The sequence below is a fragment of the Saezia sanguinis genome, from assembly GCF_003991585.1.
Classification (GTDB): Bacteria; Pseudomonadota; Gammaproteobacteria; order Burkholderiales; family Burkholderiaceae_C; genus Saezia; species Saezia sanguinis.
This window is the reverse complement of record NZ_PQSP01000002.1, coordinates 421,466-442,605: the sequence shown is the minus strand read 5'-3', so window position 1 is coordinate 442,605 and position 21,140 is coordinate 421,466. Positions and strand designations below refer to the sequence as shown.

At 53.4% G+C, this 21,140-nt stretch carries 18 protein-coding genes; 6 read left to right on the top strand and 12 right to left on the bottom strand.

Annotated features, from left to right (window positions below):
- Positions 1-31: 31 nt before the first annotated feature.
- The 3 genes from CUZ56_RS06060 to CUZ56_RS06050 form a co-directional block, all read right to left on the bottom strand.
- Positions 32-373, bottom strand: coding sequence for a DMT family protein (locus tag CUZ56_RS06060; RefSeq protein WP_126979237.1), 342 nt, complete (start codon positions 371-373; stop codon positions 32-34).
- A gap of 27 nt (positions 374-400) precedes the next feature.
- Positions 401-2,617 carry a protein-disulfide reductase DsbD family protein gene (locus CUZ56_RS06055; RefSeq protein ID WP_126979235.1) on the bottom strand — a complete coding sequence of 739 codons (2,217 nt, stop codon included), beginning with the start codon at positions 2,615-2,617 and terminating at the stop codon, positions 401-403.
- A gap of 96 nt (positions 2,618-2,713) precedes the next feature.
- Complete coding sequence (locus tag CUZ56_RS06050; protein ID WP_126979233.1) at positions 2,714-3,871, bottom strand: alpha-hydroxy acid oxidase; 1,158 nt, start codon at positions 3,869-3,871, stop codon at positions 2,714-2,716.
- 150 nt (positions 3,872-4,021) lie between these two features.
- On the opposite strand from CUZ56_RS06050, the gene CUZ56_RS06045 reads away from it, so the two are divergent.
- A complete protein-coding gene (locus CUZ56_RS06045) occupies positions 4,022-4,984 on the top strand; it encodes a YihY/virulence factor BrkB family protein (RefSeq protein WP_162615264.1) in 963 nt (320 codons plus the stop codon).
- Positions 4,985-5,003: 19 nt separating this feature from the next.
- Here the strand turns inward: CUZ56_RS06045 and CUZ56_RS06040 are convergent, their stop codons facing one another.
- From CUZ56_RS06040 to CUZ56_RS06025, 4 genes are all read right to left on the bottom strand, one after another.
- The gene (locus CUZ56_RS06040) at positions 5,004-6,329 is read right to left on the bottom strand and encodes a tryptophan--tRNA ligase (RefSeq protein ID WP_126979229.1); all 1,326 of its coding nucleotides are present in this window, start codon (positions 6,327-6,329) and stop codon (positions 5,004-5,006) included.
- A gap of 39 nt (positions 6,330-6,368) precedes the next feature.
- The gene (locus tag CUZ56_RS06035; RefSeq protein ID WP_126979688.1) at positions 6,369-7,058 is read right to left on the bottom strand and encodes a site-2 protease family protein; all 690 of its coding nucleotides are present in this window, start codon (positions 7,056-7,058) and stop codon (positions 6,369-6,371) included.
- A 68-nt stretch (positions 7,059-7,126) separates the two neighbouring features.
- Positions 7,127-7,765: an L-threonylcarbamoyladenylate synthase gene (locus CUZ56_RS06030; RefSeq protein WP_126979227.1), complete on the bottom strand. Its 639-nt coding sequence runs from the start codon at positions 7,763-7,765 to the stop codon at positions 7,127-7,129.
- Between the two features lie 182 nt (positions 7,766-7,947).
- Positions 7,948-8,826, bottom strand: a complete 879-nt coding sequence (locus CUZ56_RS06025; protein ID WP_126979225.1) for a 3',5'-nucleoside bisphosphate phosphatase — start codon at positions 8,824-8,826, stop codon at positions 7,948-7,950.
- Positions 8,827-9,751: 925 nt separating this feature from the next.
- Here CUZ56_RS06025 and mgtA point away from each other — a divergent pair.
- Entirely contained in the window at positions 9,752-12,499 is a 2,748-nt protein-coding gene (mgtA, locus tag CUZ56_RS06020) for a magnesium-translocating P-type ATPase (RefSeq protein ID WP_126979223.1), read from the top strand.
- A 17-nt stretch (positions 12,500-12,516) separates the two neighbouring features.
- Complete coding sequence (locus CUZ56_RS06015; protein WP_126979221.1) at positions 12,517-13,233, top strand: MgtC/SapB family protein; 717 nt, start codon at positions 12,517-12,519, stop codon at positions 13,231-13,233.
- Between the two features lie 98 nt (positions 13,234-13,331).
- Here the strand turns inward: CUZ56_RS06015 and cyoE are convergent, their stop codons facing one another.
- Genes cyoE through cyoA form a run of 5 tightly spaced genes read right to left on the bottom strand, consistent with a single transcriptional unit; the run spans position 13,332 to position 18,241 of the window.
- Complete coding sequence (cyoE, locus tag CUZ56_RS06010; protein WP_126979219.1) at positions 13,332-14,294, bottom strand: heme o synthase; 963 nt, start codon at positions 14,292-14,294, stop codon at positions 13,332-13,334.
- Positions 14,245-14,640: a cytochrome o ubiquinol oxidase subunit IV gene (gene cyoD / locus CUZ56_RS06005; RefSeq protein ID WP_126979217.1), complete on the bottom strand. Its 396-nt coding sequence runs from the start codon at positions 14,638-14,640 to the stop codon at positions 14,245-14,247. Before cyoD ends, cyoE begins: the two co-directional genes overlap by 50 nt.
- Positions 14,641-14,652: 12 nt before the next feature.
- A complete protein-coding gene (gene cyoC / locus CUZ56_RS06000; protein WP_126979215.1) occupies positions 14,653-15,285 on the bottom strand; it encodes a cytochrome o ubiquinol oxidase subunit III in 633 nt (210 codons plus the stop codon).
- Between the two features lie 4 nt (positions 15,286-15,289).
- Complete coding sequence (gene cyoB, locus CUZ56_RS05995; RefSeq protein ID WP_126979213.1) at positions 15,290-17,299, bottom strand: cytochrome o ubiquinol oxidase subunit I; 2,010 nt, start codon at positions 17,297-17,299, stop codon at positions 15,290-15,292.
- A 15-nt stretch (positions 17,300-17,314) separates the two neighbouring features.
- On the bottom strand, positions 17,315-18,241 hold the full coding sequence (gene cyoA, locus CUZ56_RS05990) for a ubiquinol oxidase subunit II (RefSeq protein ID WP_126979211.1): 927 nt from the start codon (positions 18,239-18,241) through the stop codon (positions 17,315-17,317).
- A 742-nt stretch (positions 18,242-18,983) separates the two neighbouring features.
- On the opposite strand from cyoA, the gene bacA reads away from it, so the two are divergent.
- From bacA to CUZ56_RS05975, 3 genes are all read left to right on the top strand, one after another.
- Entirely contained in the window at positions 18,984-19,607 is a 624-nt protein-coding gene (gene bacA, locus CUZ56_RS05985; RefSeq protein WP_126979209.1) for a biofilm formation regulator BacA, read from the top strand.
- Positions 19,608-19,628: 21 nt separating this feature from the next.
- Complete coding sequence (locus CUZ56_RS05980) at positions 19,629-20,324, top strand: PspA/IM30 family protein (protein ID WP_126979207.1); 696 nt, start codon at positions 19,629-19,631, stop codon at positions 20,322-20,324.
- A gap of 104 nt (positions 20,325-20,428) precedes the next feature.
- The gene (locus CUZ56_RS05975; RefSeq protein ID WP_126979205.1) at positions 20,429-21,100 is read left to right on the top strand and encodes an OB-fold-containig protein; all 672 of its coding nucleotides are present in this window, start codon (positions 20,429-20,431) and stop codon (positions 21,098-21,100) included.
- Positions 21,101-21,140 lie beyond the last annotated feature (40 nt).

The following is a 21,140-nucleotide window of genomic DNA, read 5'->3' as shown; positions in this document are numbered from 1 at the left end:
AGTTAATCAAAACGCGGCTTTTCTATTATGATCAGCTCCTGAAAATAAAATACACCGCACCCAGCATGCACAGCCCGGCCCAAAGATAATCGAGCTTTAACGGCTGGTTCATGAAATACACACTGAAAGGCACAAACACCAGCAGCGTGATCACCTCCTGCATGATCTTCAATTGCCCCAGCGAAAGCGCCGTATAGCCAATGCGGTTGGCCGGCACCTGAATCAGGTACTCGCCTAATGCAATCATCCAGCTGATCAGCGCTGCATAAATCCAGGGTTTGCTGTTGAGGTTCTTCAAATGCCCGTACCAGGCAAACGTCATGAACACATTAGACACCACCAACATGGAAGCTGTGATCAACCACACAGGCATGATGCTCTCCTGCAAAAAATTTTTTGATTAAATGGTATCCAGCGCCTGGTAAACAATACCGGGCGTCAGCACTTCCGGCAGCAACTGCGGCGCCTGTCCCGGCACCAGCAGCACATAAACCGGCAGGCCGCTGCGCCCCAAGCGCTGCAACTCGGCCGCAATGGCGGGATCGGGGCGTGTCCAGTCCGCCTGCAACAAAACCACACCCTTATCGGCAAACGCCTTCAACACATCGGGCTGGGTTAACGTTGTGCGCTTATTAACCTGACAGGTCATGCACCATGCTGCTGTGAAGTCAATGAACACCGGCTGGCCTTGTGCCTGCAATTGCTGCACCCGCTCAACCGACCAGGGCTGCCAACCGCTACTGACTGCTGCTGGCGCAGCGACAGACACCGCACGCCAGGAGGGAGCTGCCCAGAAAGTCACCCCCGCCAACAGCAATACACTCAATGCCACCGCAATTCTGCGCCAGCTACGGCCCTGCGTTTGTGCACGGTGTTGCTGGCTCCAGCCCCACACCCACATCAGCAAAGCCAGTGCCAGCAAAATAGCCAGCAACCCGACAGCACCGTCCACACTGGTTTGCAGGCCAATCACCCACACCAGCCACAGCACTGTGGCCAGCATCGGAAATGCCATGAACCTGCGGAAGGTTTCCATCCACGCGCCTGGTTTAGGCAGCCACTGTGCCAGTGCAGGCATACAGGCCAGCAGCATCAGCGGCAGAGCCAGACCAATGCCCAAGGCCAGAAAAATGCTCAGCGCCTGCCATGCCGGCAGCACCAGGGCAACCCCCAGCGCCGCCCCCATGAATGGCGCGGTACAAGGGGTGGCAATCAGCACCGACACAATGCCGGAAAAAAACGCATCCACCGAAGGCGTCTTGCCTCTGATGTCGCTGATGCGGCCCGGCAATACCGTTAATACCTGAAAAACACCCAGCAGGTTCAGGCCGATCAGCGTAAACAGCACCGCCAGCAGCGCCACAAACACCGGCGACTGCAACTGAAACCCCCAGCCCAGCCCCGAACCCGTTGCGCGCAATGCCAGCATGACACCAGCCAGAATTAACATGGTAATAACAACACCCAGCCCATAAGCCAGCCCGGTGGCAATGTGCATGCCGCGTGTATGCCCGCCCGATTGGGCAAACGTCAGCGCTTTGATCGAGAGCACCGGAAACACACATGGCATCAGGTTCAGCAACAACCCGCCGGCAAACGCCAACAGCAATGCGCCCAGCCATGACGATGTACCCATGGCTGCGCCAGGTGCCTGTGCCTGAGCCGCCGCGCGGTCTGCATCAATACCGGCCTGCAACGCAGGCGGAATACCGCTGGGCTGCCATTCGGCCGGCCACTGACCTTGCACCTGCGCTTCAATCCACAGGGCAGGTGTCTTTGACGAGACGGTCGTTTCCTGATCAGCCACTGCGACTGTCAGCACCGCACGCATGCTGTCCGGGCTTTCCAGCCTTTGCTCAAGCAGGGGATAAACAGCCGTCCACACATCCCCTTCCCAATGGCTGCTGAGCGGGCCGGAATTGGCCATTACCCCACCTTGCTGCGGGAACAGCAACAGATCGCGCCTCTGCATGGATTCAGGCAGCCCCTGAATACGCCATTGCAATGTGCCTGCACCGGGCTCCATGCTGACGTGTGCCTGCGCGGTAACCGCATCATCCGTTTGCGGGATGTTTTCCCAGGTCGACTCGAAAATACCAATCTCGGAGATGGTGGACTGTTGCACCGGAACGGCCAGGCGAAAATCCCCGCTCTCCGGGATGCACTCGACACGGCATGCCAGCCACTCTGCGCGCAGGCTGATATCCAGTTGTGAACCCTGAAATTCAGGCCCTATCGCCAGTTGTACCGGCAGCAATACCGTACCGTCATAGCCATAGTTCACCAGCCCCTCTTGAATAGGAAGCTGCTTGGGCGCTGGCCACTGCACATCACCAGCAGTCACGCCGGCTGGCAATTGCCACGTCAGGCTGGTCGGCAGCCCCGTATCGCCCGGATTATCCCAGTAGGTATGCCATTGCGGCTGGTGTGCCATTTTCAGCCCCAGCCACACGGTAGCCCCCGGCTCTATCCCCTGCGGGGCATACACCAGCAACTCGGCCCGCACATGGTCTGTCTGTACAACAGACTGGTTTCGTGGCGCAGCATCCCACGGCAGCGCAGCCTGTGCACCCGCATACAGTGCCAGCCACAGCCCGCCTAAGATCAGTAGGCGCATACACCTGCGCCAGATTACAGTCATCACCACAGAACCTGCCTAATCCATTGATATTCAGTGAAGTTTACTTTATCGCCGATACACACCTATAAGGGATCAACCACCACGCAACGAAGGTTTCCACAGAATATCAGCGTTGACTTTTCTGATATCGGTATGCCCGCAAAATGCCATCGTCACATCCAGCTCTTTCGCGATAATTTCCAGTGCCCTGGTCACCCCGGCTTCACCCATCGCCCCCAGGCCATATACATAAGCCCGGCTGATCATGGTGCCTTTGGCACCCAAAGCCAACGCCTTGAGCACCTGCTGTCCGGTCGTCATGCCGCCATCCACCCAGACATCTATTTTATCGCCAACCGCCTGCACAATTTCAGGCAGTACCGAGATGGTAGAAGGCGCACTATCCAACTGGCGGCCACCGTGGTTGGAGATCACCATGGCCTGCGCCCCGCTTTGCGCTGCTAAAAGCGCATCTTCCGCATCCATAATGCCTTTAAGAATCAGCTTGCCACCCCACTGGTCACGCACCCAGGCCACATCGTCCCAGGTCAGCGTCGGGTCAAACTGCTCGGCAGACCAGCTGGACAGCGACGTCATATCCGACACCCCCTGCACATGCCCCACAATATTGCCCATATAGCGGCGCTTGGTGCCCAGCATCTTCCAGCACCAGCGCGGCTTGGTCGCCAGGTTGATCCAGTTGCGCAGCGTCGGCTTGGGGGGTGCAGAAAGGCCGTTTTTAATATCCTTATGGCGCTGCCCATGCAATTGCAGGTCCAGCGTCAGCACCAGCGCCGAGCACCCTGCATCTCTGGCGCGCCGGATCAGGCTTTTCATGAATTCGCGGTCTTTCATCATATACAACTGAAACCAGAACGGCCTGCTGGTATGCTCGGCCACGTCTTCAATAGAGCAAATGCTCATCGTTGACAACGTAAACGGCACACCAAACTTCTCGGCCGCACGAGCCACCAGAATTTCACCATCGGCATGCTGCATACCCACCAACCCGGTAGGCGCCAGCGCCACCGGCATTGCAACATCCTCGCCAATGAGCTGCGTGCGCAGGCTGCGGTCAGCCATATTCACCGCGACACGCTGGCGGAACTTGATCGGCTGAAAATCCTCTGCATTCGCACGGTAAGTGCTTTCTGTATACGAACCGGTATCCACATACTCGTAAAACATACGTGGCACCCGTTTGTGGGCCAAAACGCGCAAATCCTCAATACACGTCACAGGAGTACCCATGCTTGTGCCTATCCTTTCTCAACAAATCCGATACATGCGCAAAAAATCCAGGGTGTGCCAGTATCCATGCGGATAATCCTCTTTTCCATATCACAATCGCACTTTCGCAACTACAATCCTCACTTGTATGGAACAAAAGTTATTTTGCTCATGAAATGGCTGCAGACGCTCTGGTCCCTGTTTTTTAATGCTGGTTACAAATGGTCGCAAGACAATTGCCAGCGTTTTGCCGCTTCGCTATCTTATTACACGGTATTCAGTCTGGCACCTTTGCTGGTCATTATTGTAGCGGTTGTCGGCCTGGTATATGAAGGCGATGCACGCCTGCGGCTGGTTGAGCAGGTGCAGGGCATCCTGGGCCCGCAGATTGCCCAGGTGGTCAACAGCCTCATCGTTTCGGCATCGCGGCCTTTCCAGAGCATTTTTGCCTCATTCATTGCTTTATTCATTTTCTTGATTGGCGCCACCGGTGTGCTGGTGGAGCTGCGTTACGCGCTCAATACCGTCTGGGGCTTTGCGCAGGAAAAAGAAGACCCGCCCACCATCTGGACCCAGATTCTGCGCATCATTCTGGTCAGGCTCTTTACACTGCTGATGGTGGTGCTGATCGGTTTCCTGATCCTGGCCTCGCTCTTTATTTCCACCTATTTTTCTGTCGCCAACGCCTGGCTGGTCGCCCATACACCCGGTATCTTTCCGGTATCTCGTTTCTTGGATCCGTTGTTTACCATCACCACCACCACATTCTTTTTCTATATTGTGATGATGTGGCTGCCGGCACACCGGCCACCACGGCGCTGCATATTGCCGGGGGCGTTTGTTGCGGCAGTGCTGTTTCATGTCGGAAAAGCGCTGATGAGCTTTTACCTGGCACGCGCCGTTGCCGCATCGGTCTATGGTGCCGCCAGTTCCGTGGTGCTGCTGATGCTGTGGGTCTATTTTTCCGCATCCATTTTTCTCTATGGTGCAGAACTGGCCGCCAGCATTCAGATGCGCAGGCTGGAAAAGGCCAAAAACAAGCTGGCTGCCGCATTACCGCAGCAGAATTCAGCGGCACCGGAAACAGCAGATGCCAAAACTCCTGCTGACGCTGGCGAGCAACGCCAGCCGTAACCGCAAACCGTTTACGCCGCTAGGCGTCCTGCGCTGCCTGCATCTGCTGTAATGCTGCCAGCACCTGTTCTGGCGTCACCCCTTCGGGGTACTCGAAATCTGCCTTGAACTGTGCCAATGCTGTCTGCGGATCTTTTTTGAACAGTGCCACCCGCTGGCCGGCATCCCGCCCCGAAGGCAGTCCCTTGCTTTGCAGCAGCAACTGGCCTTTGCCGTTATCGGCCACCAGTTTGAAGTAAAACAGGCCATCGTTTTCGCGGTACTGTTTAAAAACCGCAACTGCCTGCACCGTTGGCAATGCATCCTGCGCGTCATCTGCGGCTGTTTTTGTCGGCTTGAGCAGTGACCGCAATCCCACCGCCTCGCGCAACTGCGCCAGCAGCGGCGTGGCAATCTGGCGGGCACGCTTGCTGCCTTCAATCAAAATATCTTCAATCTGTGCCGGATTGGCCATCAACTGCTCATACCGGGCGCGCATTGGCCCGATTTCCTGCTCCACACGTTCAAACAATATACGTTTGGCTTCACCCCACGCAATGCCATCGGCATAGGCCTGCCGCATGGCCTGGGTTTCGGCCTCAGTGGCAAACGCCTGGTAAATCTCAAACAGCGCCGAGCCTTCCGTGCTTTTTGGTTCTCCGGGTGCTTTGGCATCGGTCACAATGCTGTTGATCAAACGGCGCATTTCATCAGACGCAGAGAACAGCGGAATGGTATTGTTATAGCTCTTGCTCATCTTGCGCCCATCCAACCCTGGCAAAGTCGCTACCTGTTCGTCAATCTGGGCTTCAGGCAGCACCAGCAGATCGGCACCATAGTAATAATTAAAACGCTCGGCAATATCACGCGCCATTTCCACATGCTGAATCTGGTCACGCCCGACCGGCACAAAATTGCTTTTGAACATCAGAATATCGGCCGCCATCAGCACCGGGTACATGTACAGCCCAGCGCTCACACCGGCATCCGGGTCTTCCCCGGATTCATTATTTTTATCCACCGCCGCTTTGTAGGCGTGTGCTCGGTTCAGCAGCCCCTTGCTGGTCACACACGTCAGCACCCAGTTCAGTTGGGGGATTTCAGGAATATCAGACTGGCGATAAAAAGTCACATGTTCCGGGTCCAGCCCCGCAGCCAGCCAGGTTGCGGCAATTTCCAGTGTTGAGCGGTGAATGCGATCGGGCTGGCCACAGCATTTGATCAATGCATGCAAATCCGCCAGAAAATAAAAACTGTCGACATCTTTTTGCCTGCTGGCCAGAATGGCTGGGCGAATCGCCCCCAGATAATTCCCCAAGTGCGGTGTGCCGCTGGGCGTAATACCGGTAAGTACCCGTGTATGCATCTTCTTATTCAACCTTTAACGCTTAAGACAAATTCAAAATTACGAAAGCAACCAGATCAGCGGCGAATGAATCCACCACACGACTTTCATGCCGAACTGGAACAGCGGCCATATCCAGTAATTGGAAATAAAACCGGTGAACAGCAGTGCAATCACGATCAGGAACCCGAACGGTTCTATCTGTGCAAAAGTGCGGGCAAGGTTATAAGGCAGCAGCCCGGTGACAATGCGCCCGCCATCCAGCGGCGGAATCGGAAACAGATTCAGCATACACAGCACCAGATTCACCGCTATCCCTGCAAATGCCATACTCTCAAAAAAGTTGCCCGCAGCGCCCAGACCTGGAGTATGAATACTTATGGCATCAAGGGCAATATATAAGAAAGCCCAGATAATTGCCTGCACAAAATTCGACATCGGGCCAGCCAGCGCCACCCAGATCATGTCACGTTTGGGGTTGCGCAGATAAGCCATGTTCACCGGCACCGGCTTGGCATAGCCAAAAACAAACTGTCCTTTGGTTGCAACCAGCAAAAACAAGGGCAGCAAAACAGTCCCGACCGGATCAATATGCCTGAAAGGATTCAGGCTCAGCCGCCCCTGCGCTGCTGCCGTCATATCGCCAAAACGGCGTGCCACATAACCGTGTGCCGCCTCATGCACCGTGATGGCAAACAACACCGGAATTGCATATACCGCAATGGATCGGATCAGGTTGGCTATGTCAATGTCCATTTAACGCCCGTTTTCATCAATTCAAAAATACCACCATCCTGCATCGTTTTTTTGCAGGTATATCAGTCATCCAACTGCAAACCCAGTTGCGCCGGATCGCCCAGCCCGCGGCGCACCAGTACCGGATCACCCTGACTCAGATCAATCACGGTACTGGGCTCACTCGGGCAGGCACCGGCATCCAGCACCGCCTGAATCTGGTGGGCAAACTGCTCGGCAATCTCCTGCGCATCGTTCAAGGCATCGGTCTCACCAGGGGGAATCATCGTGGTCGCCAGCAGGGGTTCGCCCATTTCATCCAGCAGGGCCTGGGTGACGCGCATCCCCGGCACACGCAAACCGATGGTACGCCGCTGCGGATGACTGACCCGGCGCGGCACATCTTTGGTTGCTTCCAGAATAAAGGTAAATGGCCCCGGCGTCCCCAATTTCAACAGGCGATACTGCCGGTTATCCACTTTGGCATAAGACGCCAGTTGCGACAGATCGGCACACAGCAGCGAAAACGGATGCTGTTTGGCATCCAGTCCGCGAATCTTGCGCATGTGATCCACTGCGTTTTTGTCATCCAACTGGCATACCAGCGCATAGCTGGTATCGGTCGGAATGGCCAGCACATCACCGTCGCGCAGCATCTGCACGGCCTGGCGAATCAGCCTGGGCTGCGGATCCTGTGGGTGAATATAAATATGTAAAGCCATGGTGTGTCAACAATACTTCTGCGCAGCCCGAAGGTGCCTGCTCAAATCTCAAATCAATGCATAACCGGTTATTGTGCCTGATTCTGTTCAAATCAGGGAATCTGCTATAAATTAAATCAGATGTGCGTACTGTTTGTGGCTTTTGTCGCAGCCATAAAACAGTGGCGTTACATTCAACAGCCTCAATAGAGGATACGGTCGGCCAGATGCGCCCAGACAGGCTCCACTGCTGCGCCCAGCAAGGGCAATGCCCCCAGATCGATGCGGCTTTCTTCCGGAGAATGAAAATCCGACCCCCGGGAAGCCAGCAGATGAAAATCCTTGGCTACCTGCGCATATTTTTGCGCATCTGCAGGCGTATGGCTGCCTGTGATAACTTCAACCCCCTGCCCGCCCAGCGCGTAGAACTCTGTGAACAACGCATGTTCCTCACTGGCTCTCAAGCGTTTATAACGCCCCGGGTGGGCAATGATCGCCATGCCACCGGCACCATGAATCCACGCCACTGCCTCCTCTAGCGTAGCCCATTCGTGCGCCACATAGCCCGGCTTTCCCTCTGTCAGATACCTGCGGAACACTTCCCCGGTGTCTTTGCACACGCCTTTTTCAACCAGAAAACGCGCAAAATGCGTACGGGAAATCAAATCGCGGTTGCCTACATATTGAAGCGCGCCTTCAAAAGCCCCTTCAATTCCGGCCTTTGCCAGGCTTTCACCCATTTCCTGCGCACGCTGCAAACGGCCTGACCTGATTTTCTTCAACCCGTCGATCAGCGTCTGGTTACAAGGGTCCATCCCCATCCCGACAATATGCACGGTTTCTTTGGCAAAAGATACAGAGAGCTCTGCACCAGCCAAAAACGGCAATCCCAGGCCATGCGCAGCAACCGCCGCACGCTCGATGCCGCTGACTTCGTCATGATCGGTCAAGGCCCATAACTGCACACCATTGGCTTGGGCCCGCTGCGCCAGCTCTTCGGGTGTGAGCGTTCCATCTGAAATGGTTGAGTGGCAATGCAGATCGGCATTGAGCGTTATATCAAGAGAAAGTGAATGGGCCATGATGACTGTATTGTAAAAGGAATCCGCTTACGCCCTTGGCGCGGCAACTGCTTCCATTTATATAACATAGGGACATTGCGGCTCTGACACTTCTGACTGCCGTGATCATGATACATACCGTGTAACTTACGCCACATCAGGCCCTGTCATGCGCCCGCAAAGCTTTCCCTGATATTTAATTTGTCATAGAATGACGCCAAGTTCAATAGCGGAGACCCTGACAATGGGCAATGGTTCGAGTGACAGTAGTTGTCCGGCAAATAAAGCCGGCATCGCATCGGCCAGATAATTCGCAGCATTTCAACCTGCTGCCACAGTTATCTGGTAGATAACGGGACAGCAGCGTATCAATACGATTGTACATGATCGCTACCTGTTTTTATTTCAACTGACCTGCTTTTTATAAAAGGCAGGTAACGGTTCAGGTCTGAAAATGCCTGTGCATCAGACTGTATTTGTCGCAGAGCCTGACACGGCTTTGCGCATCAGTACAGATGATGCCGCTTCTGCGGCATATTCAATGTTACCTGGCTGAATACATTTTTAATGGAGGCCTCATGTACCGGACAGACAGACCCGATTCTGTATCCTATGACATCCGTTCATGGGGCACCCGTTTCTATGCCGTTTGCCAGCAGCATAGCGCATCACAGGCTCACATGCTGGACTTTGACCTGTCGCTCAAGCCACCCTCGTGCCCCTGCTGAACCGGTTGCCACAGATAGAAAAGCACTGCTGCTTTTTATCCAGCTTACCGAAGATCGTCTCGTGCAGGCCGGCAATTCCGCATCCAGTTTGATGCAGTGAAACCGCCGCTGCAATCTGCACGCTCATCGCAAATTGATAACCACTGAAATGTCTGAATACTTCGGACAGGCCCTGCCATGGCCTGCTGATCTTGTATCGGACACAGGAGGGCACACCCATGAAAATGAAAAGATTTATCCTCAGTGTATTCCCGCGCCGCATTGTGCGCCACTTCCGCCGGCTGCTGATTCTGGACACATTGCCTAAAACCGGGCTGAACCGCGAGGTCCCGGCCGGTCTGAGCCAAAAACTCCAATCCGTCGCGGCCAGCAATAAAGATAGCCTGTTGCAGCAATACGGGTCGGGTCAGCAGGGACTGTCCCAAACCCAGGTAACCCAACTCAGGGAACAGTTTGGCCTGAACGAAGTCGAGCATGACAAGCCATTGCCCTGGTGGACACATCTGTGGCTATCGTATCGCAACCCTTTTAATCTGCTGCTGACGCTGCTGGCCATCATTTCGTTTCTCACGGACGACATGACGGCAACCGTCATCATCGCCACCATGGTTGCACTTTCAACGTGGCTGCGCTTTGTGCAGGAGGCACGCGCCAACAAAGCTGCAGATAAGCTGAAAGCCATGGTCAGCAATACCGCGACCGTGATACGCCAGCAACAGCAGCAAGAAGAAACCACCTCTTCACAAACACCCCTGAGCCTGGGATCCATGGCTTTGCAGCAGGAAGTCCCAATACGGGAGCTGGTTCCCGGCGATATCATTGCCCTTTCTGCCGGTGACATGGTCCCTGCAGATTGCCGGCTATTGAGCACAAAAGATCTGTTTGTTGCCCAGGCCGCGATGACAGGCGAATCCATGCCGGTGGAAAAGTATGATCACCTGACCAATGCCCTGACCCTGAACCCGCTGGAACTGAGCAACATTGTATTCATGGGTACCAACGTAGTCTCGGGGACTGCCAGAGCCATTGTTCTGTCCACCGGAGACCGGACCTATTTTGGCGAGCTTGCCCAAAGGGTCACGGCAACCGACCGTGCTCCCACATCTTTTCAGATCGGCGTCAACAAAGTCAGTTGGCTGTTGATCCGCTTCATGCTGGTCATGGTTCCTCTGGTGCTGTTCATTAACGGCTTTACCAAAGGCGACTGGGTGGAGGCACTGCTGTTCGCCCTGTCTGTTGCGGTAGGATTAACGCCCGAAATGCTGCCGATGGTTGCCACCGCCACACTGGCCAAAGGTGCGGTCACCATGTCACGCAAGAAAGTCATTGTCAAACGGCTGGATGCCATTCAGAATTTCGGCGCAATGGATGTGCTGTGCACCGATAAAACCGGAACACTGACCCAGGACAAAATCGTGCTTGAACGGCACCTGGATGTCAATGGCAACCCCTGTGAATATACGCTGCAACTGGCCTACCTGAACAGCTATTACCAAAGTGGCCTGAAAAACCTGCTGGATGTGGCAGTGCTTGAGCACGGACAAACCGTCCAAGCCGAAGACACCCGAATGGCATACCAGAAAGTTGACGAAATCCCGTTTGACTTTGAGCGCCGCCGTATGACCGTTGTGGTACAGACGCCGGATGACGCCCACCTGCTCATCACCAAAGGGGCCGTCGAAGAAATTCTGGCCGTCTGCACAAACATTCGGCACAATGGCGTCACCACCGCACTTGATGAGCAGACACTCTGGAACATCAGGCAGACCTGCGCAGACCTGAATGAAGAAGGCATGCGCGTGGTTGCTGTTGCCACCAAAACTACCCGCGAATGGCAGGATACCTACAGCCGGATCGATGAGAAAGACATGGTGCTGGAAGGTTACCTGGCATTTCTCGATCCGCCCAAAGACAGCGCGGTCCAGGCCATCAGGGCACTGACCGAGCATGGCATTACCGTGAAGGTACTCACCGGGGATAATGAACTGGTGGCTGAAAAAGTCTGTCACGATGTCGGCCTGCAGTTTAACGCTGAAGATATCCTGTGCGGCTCCGTCATTGAGCGTCTTGACGATGCACAACTGTCCAGGCTGGTCGAAAAAACCACTGTATTTGCGCGCCTGACACCATCGCATAAAGCCCGCATTGTCCGTTTGCTGAAAGAAAACGGACACGTCGTCGGTTTTATGGGAGACGGCATCAACGATGCCGCCGCACTGCGCACGGCAGACATTGGCATTTCGGTAGACACCGGCGTAGACATTGCCAAAGAAGCGGCAGACATCATCATGCTCGAAAAAAGCCTGATGGTGCTGGAAGAAGGCGTGCGCGAAGGCCGCCGTACATTCTCCAACCTGCTCAAATACATCAAGATGACTGCCAGCTCCAATTTCGGCAATGTATTTTCCGTGCTGGTTGCCAGCGCCTTTATTCCGTTCCTGCCGATGCTGCCGATTCACCTGCTCATTCAGAACCTGCTGTACGACACCTCGCAGGCAGCTATTCCATTTGACAACGTGGATGAAGAACTGCTGAAAAAACCGCAGCACTGGAAGCCCGCAGAAATCGGGCGTTTCATGATCTTTTTCGGGCCGATCAGCTCTATTTTCGACATCCTGACCTTTGCCATGATGTGGTTTGTTTTTGCAGCCAATACACCGGAAAACCAATCACTTTTCCAGTCAGGCTGGTTTGTCGTCGGGCTGCTCACACAGACTTTGATCGTGCACATGATCCGCACACCCAAAATACCTTTTATCCAAAGCCGTGCCGCTGTGCCACTGCTCACCATGACCGCTGTCATCATGGCAGTTGGCATCTGGCTGCCGATGGGGCCGCTGGCCAGCTACCTCAAGCTGCAGGCACTGCCGCCGCTGTATTTCGTTTTTCTGCCACTGATCCTGCTGGGTTACATGCTTTTAACCCAGGCGCTTAAAGGCATTTACATTCGCCGCTATGGCTGGTAGCAAAAAAGGAGCGCATCATGCAAACCATTCACAACTTCAACCCGGCCGCATTGCTATCATCCTTCTTGGCTCTGGCTGCCGCTTTTATCCTGGGGAGCCTTGTCGGGTTTGAACGCCAGTACAGGCAACGCACAGCCGGCCTGCGCACCAATGCGCTGGTCGCGCTGGGGTCTGCCATTTTTGTCAGCCTGGCAGGCAGTATCGGCAACGATGAGGGAACCACCCGGGTCATTGCCTATGTGGTTTCAGGCATTGGTTTTTTGGGCGCTGGCGTCATTATGCGTGAGGGCAGCGGCGTGCGTGGCATCAACACCGCGGCAACCCTTTGGGGAACGGCAGCCATCGGCGCTTGTGCAGGGGCCGGCAAAATTGCCGAAGCCATCATGGCAACGCTGTTTGTGCTGGCAGCCAATACACTGCTGCGCCCGATTGTCAATGCACTCAACGAAAAACCATTGGACAACGAATCGGCTGAAGTCACGCACATGATTTCCGTCATCTGTGACAAAGCCCATCAGAAACCCGTTATGGCCATGCTGGACGCAGAACTGGAACGCAACAGTTTTCCGGCGAAAGACTGGCATGTCAATGCATTCAGCGACAGCGAGGTGGAAATAAAAACCACATTGGTCGCCACGTCTGTTCAGGGTGAGCGGTTGGACAACATCATGCAGCGCATGGGCGGTACCAGTTACGTACACCAGGCATTCTGGAGCCCGAGCACCACCACCTAAGATGAATCACGTTGTGTCACCGCATCTCACAGCAGGGTTTAAAACACCCTGCTTTTTTTACTGCGCTGCGGTTTTAAATAACGCGTTGCCAATAGGCACTAGACTTTAGGCTGCGGTAAAAAAACCAGCCCTTGAATGGAAGGCACAGAAGCATGCACTGTATTTTGCGCACGGTAATCCAGTGCCATGCCGGTACTCAGCACAATCACCACCATGATTGAAAATGCAAACACTTTCTTCGCCCATGCCTTATGGTCCGACACGTCAAACCCTTTGAGTGCCAGATAAAACCAGATGACTCCCACAACAGAAACGCATACCAGATACGCATACCCGGTATACCCCAGCAGCGAAAGCAGGGCCGCAGCCACGGTAAACAGCACAATGTAAATAGCAATCTGCCACTTGGCATTGGTAATGCCACGCACCAGCGGCAGCACAGGCAGTTGTGCCCGCGCATAGTCACCCTGCCGGAAGATCGCAATGGCATAAGAGTGTGGCATCTGCCACAGGCTGAACATCACAAACAGTATCACCGCCGCCAGATCAAACTGCCCCGATACAGCACAGTAACCAATCACCGGCGGAAATGCACCTGAAAAGCTGCCAATGAACGTACCGTGAACCGAATGGCGCTTGAAGTACAGGCTGTAAGCCCCGACATAAATCAGCAGCCCTAAAACAGCACACACCGCCGCCAGCCGGGTAGTCTGGGTATAAAGCAGCACCAGCCCGACCACACCTAAAACACTGGCATACACCAGCGCAGCCCGGGGGGTAATTTCACCTCTGACCAAAGCACGGTTGCGCGTACGCTCCATACGGCTGTCAATATCGCGGTCAATGTAATTGTTCAGCACACAGCCACAGGCAATCACACACGCCACGCCCAACAGGGTTGCCAGCAATACCCCCAGTTGTACATGGCCTTGCGCTGCCAGCAGCGCGCCGCCCATGACAGAAACCAGGTTACCAAAAATGATGCCCGGCTTGGTAATCTGCAGATAGCTCTTAATATGAGCTGGGCGCTGCAGGGACAGTGTGGCTTTGTTGTATGACATGATTTATATCCGGATGCATATTGGCATGCAGGTGATGCATGACCCATAAAGAACCGCCCAGCAAAATGGCAATGGTCAGTATGGTGAAGATAAACGAGGTACGGTTCCACCACTGGTCGGAAGACCCCATGTGCATAAAGCAGATCAACTGCACCAGAATCTGCGCCACTGCACACACGGCAATCAGCACCATCAATGCGGTACGGCCCAGGCCGAAATGGCCGTCAGCCATCAGCGCACCAAATGCCAGCAAGGTCAGCGCAATCGAAATCACCAGCCCGATGGCGTATGACTTGACACTGCCGTGACCGGCGCCGGTATGGGGATCAATTGTTGAATGACTCATCTTTTTTTCCTATCACGCAACGGGCAGCTTGCCCATCAGGTACACCACAGTGAACACGCAAATCCAGACAATGTCCAGAAAGTGCCAGAACAGGCTCAGGCAGGTCAGCCGCACCGTGGTTCTGGCGTTGATGCCCCATTTGCTCACCTGCACCAGCATCACCAGTATCCACACCAGCCCCACCGTCACGTGAATACCATGGGTGCCCACCAGTGTAAAGAACGCCGAAAGAAAAGCGCTGCGGCTCGGGCCATAGCCTTCTGCCACCAGGTGATGAAACTCATACACCTCCATCCCGACAAAGCATGCGCCCAATGCAAAAGTCACCAGCAGCCACATTTTGACCTGGGCAATCTGTTTGCGGCTGAGCGCCAGCATGGCAAAACCAAATGTGCAGCTACTCACCAGCAGCAAAAAGGTTTCCACCAGCACAAACCCAAGCTGAAAAATATCGTGCGTGCCGGGACCATCGACCACATTGCCATGCAGCACCACATAGGCAATGAAAAGCCCGCCAAACAAAATCAGGTCAGTCATCAGGTACAGCCAGAACCCGAAAACGGTTTTATCACTCTGATCGTGATGCTCGTGCGCCCCGGCATGGGCAGCATGAGCCTCTTGTGAAGTCATCGTTGTTGTTGTCATAACCTTATACCTTTATGCCCTGCTGTTCGGCCTGCGCCAGTTTTTCCTGGAATGCCTTCTCTGTACGGGCCACTTCGTCTGCGGGAATGTAGTAGTCTGTATCGGTATTGAACGTATGCACCACATATGAAATGATCATGCCCGCCAGCCCCACAATCGCCAGCCACCAGATATGCCAGGTCATCGCAAAACCAAATGCCGTACCCAACACCAGCCCGATGATCAGGCCCACGCCGGTATTGCGCGGCATGTGAATCGGTTCATAATGCTCACTGAACTGGTGCACCTTGCCTTTTTGTTTGTCTTCCCAGAACTGGTCCAGTCCGTGCACTTCGGGCAGTTTGGCAAAGTTATACACCGGTGGTGGTGAAGAGGTTGCCCACTCCAACGTACGCCCATCCCAAGGATCGCCCGTGAGATCCAGATTTTTCTTGCGCTCCAAAATACCCACCAGAATAGACAGCACCGTACACACAATGCCCAGCAGAATCAGCACGGCCCCAATGGAGGCAATGATCAGCGGCAACTGCCAGTCCGGGTTATCGTAGCGGTACAGACGCCGCGTCATGCCCATGAAGCCCAGCACATACAGCGGCATGAAGGCCACATAAAAACCTGTCAGCCAGAACCAGAATGCGCGCTTGCCCCATTTTTCACTGAGTTTGAAACCAAACGCTTTCGGGAACCAGTACACCACACCCGCCAGGTAGCCAAACACAACGCCGCCAATGATGGTGTTATGAAAGTGCGCCACCAGGAACAGGCTGTTGTGCACCAGGAAATCTGCCGGCGGCACCGCCATCAGCACGCCGGTCATGCCGCCAATGGCAAATGTCACCAGAAAACCAATGGTCCACAGCATCGGTACCGAAAACCGGATACGTCCGCGATACATGGTGAACAGCCAGTTGAACATCTTTACACCGGTTGGCACGGCAATGATCATCGTCATGATGCCAAAGAACGCATTGACGTTGGCCCCAGCGCCCATGGTGAAGAAATGGTGCACCCACACCACGGTGGACAGCACCGCAATCGACACCGTTGCCCACACCATGGTCTTATAGCCAAACAATGCTTTGCGGGCAAACGTGGCCACCACTTCCGAGTAGATACCAAACGCCGGTAGCACCAAAATATAGACTTCCGGGTGGCCCCAGGTCCAGATCATGTTCACATACAGCATCGGGTCGCCGCCACCTGCATTGGTGAAAAAGTGCATGTCCAGATAACGGTCCAGACTCAGCAGCAGTAAAGATACCGTCAGCATCGGGAACGTTGCCACAATCATCAGCGAGGCAATCAGCACCGTCCAGGTGAAGATCGGCATTTGCATCAGCTTCATGCCGGGGGTGCGGCATTTGAAAATCGTCACCAGGAAGTTCACCCCGGTCAGCAACGACCCCAGCCCCGATAACTGCAGCCCCCAGATGTAATAGTCCACCCCCACATCCGGGCTGAACTCCAGCCCCGACTGCGGCGGATACGCCAGCCAGCCGGTTTTGGCATATTCACCGATAAACATCGACACCATGATCAACACCACGCCCGAGCAAAGCAGCCAAAAGCTCAGGTTATTCAGAAATGGGAACGCCACATCGCGCGCGCCGATCTGCAACGGCACAATCAGGTTCATCAACCCGGTCAGCAAGGCCATTGCCATGAAAAAGATCATGATCACGCCATGCGCGGTAAAAATCTGGTCGTAATGGTGTGCCGGCAGATAACCCGGATCGGGCGCACTGGCTGCCGCATACCCCATGGCCTGCTGGGCCCGCATCATGATGGCATCGGCAAAGCCCCGCACCAGCATCAGAATCGCCACAATACAGTACATGACACCGATTTTTTTATGGTCGGTGGTGGTCAGCCAGTTCTTCCACAGCCAGCCCCACTTGCCGTAATAAGTCATCAGCCCCATTACAGCAATACCGCCTAAAATCACAAACCCCATCACCACCATGATGATGGGTTCATGCAGAGGAATTGCCTCTAAACTTAATTTGCCAAACATGTCCATGCCCCGTTTTTAAAATTGCTGCATATGGTTGTTGTGCATCATCTGCGCCTCATCCCCAGATGTCATCACATGTCCGGCATGGTTCATGGTGCGCTTGGAATTGTACTGATGCATGATCTGCTGGAACAGCCCCGGTTTCACCTGCGAAAAATACGCCACCGGATCAAACTTGCTGTCCTGTGCCAACTGGCTGTAGCGAATGTCATCCAATGACTGCCCTTCGCTGCGGACTTTTTCGACCCAGGCATCAAACGCATTTCTGTCTTCAGTGGCTACCGCTGTGAAATGCATCCCGGCAAAACCGGCCCCGCTGTAGTTGGAAGACATGCCGCGGAAAGTCCCCGTCTCATGCGCCATCAGATGCAACTGCGTCTGCATGCCGGCCATGGCATAAATCTGCCCGCCCAGTTGGGGAATGAAAAACGAATTCATCGGCGCATCGGAAGTGATGCGGAAATTCACCGGCACATCTTTGGGAAAATAAATTTCATTGACCGTGGCAATCCCCTGCTCAGGGTAAATGAACAGCCACTTCCAATTCAGCGCCACCGCCTGAATCGTGACCGGCTTTTCCTCTGAGGCCAGCGGCTTGTACGGGTCCAGGTCGTGCGACCCCCGATACGCCAGATAAGCCAGAAAAATAATGATGACAATGGGAATGCCCCAGACAAAAAACTCGATCTTGGTCGAGTGCGTAAAGCCCGGGTCATATTTGGCCTTTTCATTGCCCTCGCGGTAATGGTAGGCAAACCATACCGACATGATGATGACAGGAATCACAACAATCAGCATTGCGACAAATGCCATGATGATGATGTTACGCTCTGCAATACCCACCGGGCCCTTTGAATCAAACAGAACCAATTTGCTGCATCCGGTTAACGCGAACGTCGCCCACAGAAACAACAACCAGCGACAAAACCTGGTTTTCTTCATCTGATACCTCAGTTGAATTATTAGGGGGTCAGATTGAGTCTGGCCTCAACCCATCTCATTTTTAATACTTTTAGTGTCAATGCCTGAGTTGGTTTGTTCAAAAACACAAACAGCAGCAAATGCTGACACGAAAGCGAGTGTATCACCAGGGTATTTGCATCGTGCAGGGGTTTTACCCTATTTGACAAGCGCTGCGGAGCGGTTGCTACGAAAAACTGCTCAAATATCAACAACTTCAGATAAAAATAATTTTTATTTCAGTTGCAGAAAATAAAGGCAAATACACCTGATAGGAGCATTGTTTTTTCACTCTTTTTTACCCATACCACGCCTTGGATTTGCAGTCCGTTGAAGTATTCATACCGTTTGCTGCACCTTTCAGGTGCCAGCCGCTTTTTGTGGCCTGCCGTTCTCACACAGACAAATAACATGTCAATTCCAAAATTTCAGTATCTTCACAGATAAAAACAAGACCAATTCATTTTGAATACATACGCCAGTGCCATCACGCATACTTTATTCAGGCAAAATGCCATCAAAAAATGTGTCTTATTTGGCTTTTTCCCAATTAATTATCATCTATCGTGAAATTGGCTTACATTAATGTTTAAACATGTAAGAATTTTTCAGTTAATATGTCTGCTATGTAAGTTGTATCTTCTATTGTATCTTTTCCACAAACACACCTGAATTACACATGTCATTTATTGACATGTTACTAACATGAGGTTAATATACGCATATGAAAAGCAAATCTTCTGCCTACTACCAGCGCCTTTACAGACAACGCCTGCGTGAGCAAGGTTTGGTAAAAAAGGAGATATGGATATTGCCGGAGCATGCGAAGGCACTGAGCCATATTGAGCGTCAATTACGCTTGCCTCAATCTGGGGCAGTGCTCACAGAAAAGGAGAATGGGATGAATACAACACCTCAGGTCTGGACTGCAAATTCGCTATATGCGGCTTTGGCAACCACCCCCCTGTTCGCAGAAGGGCGTGCTGCCGTAGAGTTGCTGCAAGGAGCGGATTCGAGTCTGCACATTGAGATGCATGATTATGGCGAGTTACCCTTGTTTGTTGCGGTCTCGGGTGATCAGATTGTCATTGAAGGCACCCTGTGGTCTACGGACGATGTCAAAGACGTTGTTAAATTTAACGACGCCATTTTGCGCACGCACAAACTGTTTCCCCTGTCGAGCATTGCATTGGAAACACCGCCAGAAGGTCCCAGTTACTACACCATGTTTGGCGCCTTGAGCGCGACTTCCAAACTGGAAAACGTGGTGCTGGAAATTGAAGTGCTGGCTGACAATATCATCAAGGCCACTGAAGCCTACCAAGACCATCTTAAAGAGAGCGTCTGAGCCTTATCAAGGAGAAATGAAATGAGTATCTGGAGCAAAATGATCACGGCGTTACGCGGCGGAGCCCACGAAATGGGTGAATCCATCGTTGACAGCCAGGCACTGCGCATCCTGGATCAGGAAATTCGTGATGCAGACGAGGAACTGCGCCGTTCCAAGGAAGCACTGGCGGAAATCATGGCCAAGCAGAAGCTGGCCGATGCCGATGTCAAAAAAATTGAGGACAAAATCGCCGAATACGAGCAGTATGCCCTGAAAGCGCTGGAAGCCAACAATGAAGAGCTGGCCAAAGAGGTTGCTGGGAAAATCGCCAATCTGGAAATCGGACTCTCAGAATCCCAGACGCAGGCTGGCGGCTATGCCCGCAGCGTTGAGCAACTGCGCCGCGCTGTCTCTCAAATAGAAACGCACATCAAACGTGTGAAGCAGCAGGCTGATACCGTACGGGCAACCGAAAACGTACAAAAAGCACAGATGGCGGTTTCTCAACGTTATGGCGGCTCGCAGGCCAAAATGCACACGGCACTGGAATCGCTGGAGCGCATCAAGAAAAGACAGGCTGAGCGTGCAGCAAAAATCGACGCAAGCAACGAGCTGGCTGCCCAGGAAGATCAGGACACGCTGCTGGAAAACAAGCTGCGCACTGCGGGCATTATTCCTGAAGAACACAGCGCTGCCAACGTATTGGCCCGCTTGAAGGAAAAGGCCGATTCATAAACTGCGATTGAGCCAGGTGCCGCTTACTGCCGCACCTGGCATACAGCCATCAAGGAAGCAAGCTCCCCTTTGGGGCATACTATAAAAGCAAAGGAGAAAGGTTAATGGCTGCATTTTTTGCAAATTTTCTGTTGTTTCCAACGGTCATCTTTACTTTCTTCCTGTGCTTGTCACTGATACTCGGGTTGCTGACTATTTTTGGCTTGTTTGACGTTGATGCAGGGGATGCCGGGGGTTTGGACATAGACGCCGGAGATGTCGGTAGCCACCTTGACCATGGGATGCACACAACCGGAGAGGCGGTAGGCTTCCTGTCGCGCTTTGGCCTTAATGGTATTCCGATTACGCTGGTTGTCTCCCTGTTGTCGCTTTTTGGATGGATGGTCTCCTACATCGCTCAGGCTTTGCTGCTGAGTCATATTCATATCGCTATCATCTACTATCCAGCCGGCATCGTTGTCTTCATTGCTGCATTTGCGGCCTCGGTCTGGCTCACTGCGCAGGTATGCAAACCGCTGCGCAGAATCGTGTTTAAAAACCAGGATGCGCCGTCCAACCGCTCATTCCTTGGTCAAACCGTCACCGTTCGCAGTTCTTACGTGAACGAGCGTTTTGGAGAAGCGGTGTTAAATGATGGTGAAGCTGGGATGATATTGGATATTGTTGCCGACGCATCAAAAGGGATCAAACGCGGTGATCGGGTTGTTTTAATCGAATATCTGGAAGATTCAAGAACCTATCGGGTCATCAGCGAAGATGAATTTAAAGGCTATTGAATAATTCATCACAAAAACTGTTCTGGGTTTATTTGCTTTT